Below are 3,281 nucleotides of genomic sequence, written 5' to 3' on the forward strand. Positions count from 1 at the left end.
AAAAGAGCTGCACGGCAACGTCCTGCTTTCACAAAGGGAAACCCTTCACTATCCTCGGCGCTGGGAAGCTTAACGGCTGTGTTCGGAATGGGAACAGGTGGATCCTTCCCGCCATCGTCACCGCACAGTGACTCTTCTTATTTATAGGAGAACCTTGTTCTCTCAAAACTAGATAGTTGATCTTACACACAAATGATTCAAAACAACACCACATCATACCCTTAAGCCACCTTTGGTGGTTAAGTCCTCGACCGATTAGTACTGGTCCGCTCCACATATCGCTACGCTTCCACTTCCAGCCTATCTACCTGATAATCTTTCAGGGGTCTTACTTCCTTAAAGGAATGGGAGATCTCATCTTGAAGGGGGCTTCACGCTTAGATGCTTTCAGCGTTTATCCTTTCCACACATAGCTACCCAGCGATGCCAATGGCTTGACAACTGGTACACCAGCGGTATGTCCATCCCGGTCCTCTCGTACTAAGGATAGCTCTTCTCAAATCTCCAACGCCCGCGACGGATAGGGACCGAACTGTCTCACGACGTTCTGAACCCAGCTCGCGTACCGCTTTAATGGGCGAACAGCCCAACCCTTGGGACCGACTACAGCCCCAGGATGCGATGAGCCGACATCGAGGTGCCAAACCTCCCCGTCGATGTGAACTCTTGGGGGAGATAAGCCTGTTATCCCCAGGGTAGCTTTTATCCGTTGAGCGATGGCCCTTCCATACGGTACCACCGGATCACTAAGCCCGACTTTCGTCCCTGCTCGACTTGTAGGTCTCGCAGTCAAGCTCCCTTTTGCCTTTACACTCTACGAATGATTTCCAACCATTCTGAGGGAACCTTTGGGCGCCTCCGTTACATTTTAGGAGGCGACCGCCCCAGTCAAACTGTCCATCTGACACTGTCTCCCGACCGGTTAACGGTCGTGGGTTAGAGTGGCCATACAGCGAGGGTAGTATCCCACCAACGCCTCCACCAAGACTGGCGTCCTGGCTTCATAGGCTCCTACCTATCCTGTACAAGCTGTACAGACACTCAATATCAAACTACAGTAAAGCTCCATGGGGTCTTTCCGTCCTGTCGCGGGTAACCTGCATTTTCACAGGTACTATAATTTCACCGAGTCTCTCGTTGAGACAGTGCCCAAATCGTTACACCTTTCGTGCGGGTCGGAACTTACCCGACAAGGAATTTCGCTACCTTAGGACCGTTATAGTTACGGCCGCCGTTTACTGGGGCTTCAATTCAGAGCTTCGCCGAAGCTAACCCTTCCTCTTAACCTTCCAGCACCGGGCAGGTGTCAGCCCCTATACATCTTCTTTCGAATTAGCAGAGACCTGTGTTTTTGGTAAACAGTCGCTTGGGCCTATTCACTGCGGCTGACCAATTGGTCAGCACCCCTTCTCCCGAAGTTACGGGGTCATTTTGCCGAGTTCCTTAACGAGAGTTCTCTCGATCACCTTAGGATTCTCTCCTCGACTACCTGTGTCGGTTTGCGGTACGGGCAGCCTACTTCTAACTAGAAGCTTTTCTTGGCAGTGTGACATCAGATGCTTCGGTACTTTAATTCCCTCCCCATCACAACTTGTCCGTGCGAGAAAAAGCATTTGACTCTTTCTCAGACTTATTGCTTGGACACGCTATTCCATCAGCGTGCTCATCTTAGCCTTCTGCGTCCCTCCATCGTTCAAACAAAGCAGACTGGTACAGGAATCTCTACCTGTTGTCCATCGCTTACGCCTTTCGGCCTCAGCTTAGGTCCCGACTAACCCTGGGAGGACGAGCCTTCCCCAGGAAACCTTAGTCATTCGGTGGACGGGATTCTCACCCGTCTTTCGCTACTCATACCGGCATTCTCACTTCTAAGCGCTCCACAAGTCCTCACGGTCTTGCTTCGACGCCCTTAGAACGCTCTCCTACCATAGAACCATTGGTTCTATCCGTGGCTTCGGCATCTTGTTTAGCCCCGATACATTTTCGGCGCAGGGCCACTCGACTAGTGAGCTATTACGCACTCTTTAAATGATGGCTGCTTCTGAGCCAACATCCTAGTTGTCTAAGCAGCCCCACATCCTTTTCCACTTAACAAGAATTTGGGGGCCTTAGCCGACGGTCTGGGCTGTTTCCCTTTCCACTACGGATCTTATCACTCGCAGTGTGACTCCCGGATCTACATCTGTGGCATTCGGAGTTTATCAGGATTCGGTAACCCGATAAGGGCCCCTAGTCCAAACAGTCGCTCTACCTCCACGATGCATATTATCCGAGGCTAGCCCTAAAGCTATTTCGGAGAGAACCAGCTATCTCCAAGTTCGATTGGAATTTCTCCGCTACCCACACCTCATCCCAGCACTTTTCAACGTACACGGGTTCGGGCCTCCAGTGCATTTCACTGCACCTTCACCCTGGACATGGGTAGGTCACTTGGTTTCGGGTCGACGACGGCATACTCAACGCCCTATTCAGACTCGCTTTCGCTGCGGCTCCACCTCTTCGGCTTAACCTTGCATGTCATCGTCACTCGCCGGTCCATTCTACAAAAGGTACGCCATCACCCATTAACGGGCTCTGACTACTTGTAAGCACACGGTTTCAGGTGCTGTTTCACTCCCCTTCCGGGGTTCTTTTCACCTTTCCCTCACGGTACTGGTTCACTATCGGTCACTAGGTAGTATTTAGGCTTGGGAGATGGTCCTCCCGGATTCCGACGGAATTTCTCGTGTTCCGCCGTACTCAGGATCCCGGCTAGGTAAGTTTGAATGTCGCATACGGGGCTATCACCCTGTCTCGCATGACTTTCCAGTCATTTCTGCTATTCGCTCTCGTCCATGTCGCCAGTCCTACAACCCCAAAAGGCAAGCCTTTTGGTTTGGCCTCTTCCCGTTTCGCTCGCCGCTACTCAGGGAATCGCATTTGCTTTCTCTTCCTGCAGGTACTTAGATGTTTCAGTTCCCTGCGTTACCTTATCTATAGCTATGTATTCACTATAAATATATCACTTGATGAAAAGTGATGGGTTCCCCCATTCGGAAATCTCCGGATCAAAGCTTACTTACAGCTCCCCGAAGCATATCGGCGTTAGTCCCGTCCTTCATCGGCTCCTAGTGCCAAGGCATTCACCGTGCGCCCTTATTCACTTAACCTGACGGTTAAGGGTATTTATAGCGCTGAGTGTCTTGTCTAAACAAGACGGTCTCAGTTTTATTTGTTTCGGTGTTGTTTCTCAACTTTTGTGTTTGTTATAAAATCAACTATCTAGTTTTCAAAGAACAAAG

Annotated in this window: 2 rRNA genes; both read right to left on the reverse strand. The window is 50.6% G+C overall.

The features are described from left to right. Positions 1 to 9: 9 nt before the first annotated feature. Positions 10 to 125, reverse strand: a 5S ribosomal RNA gene (gene rrf / locus AX762_RS11015). 110 nt (positions 126 to 235) lie between these two features. Next, positions 236 to 3,149: ribosomal RNA gene (locus AX762_RS11020) — 23S ribosomal RNA — on the reverse strand. Between the last annotated feature and the right edge of the window lie 132 nt (positions 3,150 to 3,281).

It is taken from the genome of Alkalibacterium sp. 20 (assembly GCF_001885615.1).
Taxonomy (GTDB): domain Bacteria; phylum Bacillota; class Bacilli; order Lactobacillales; family Carnobacteriaceae_A; genus Alkalibacterium.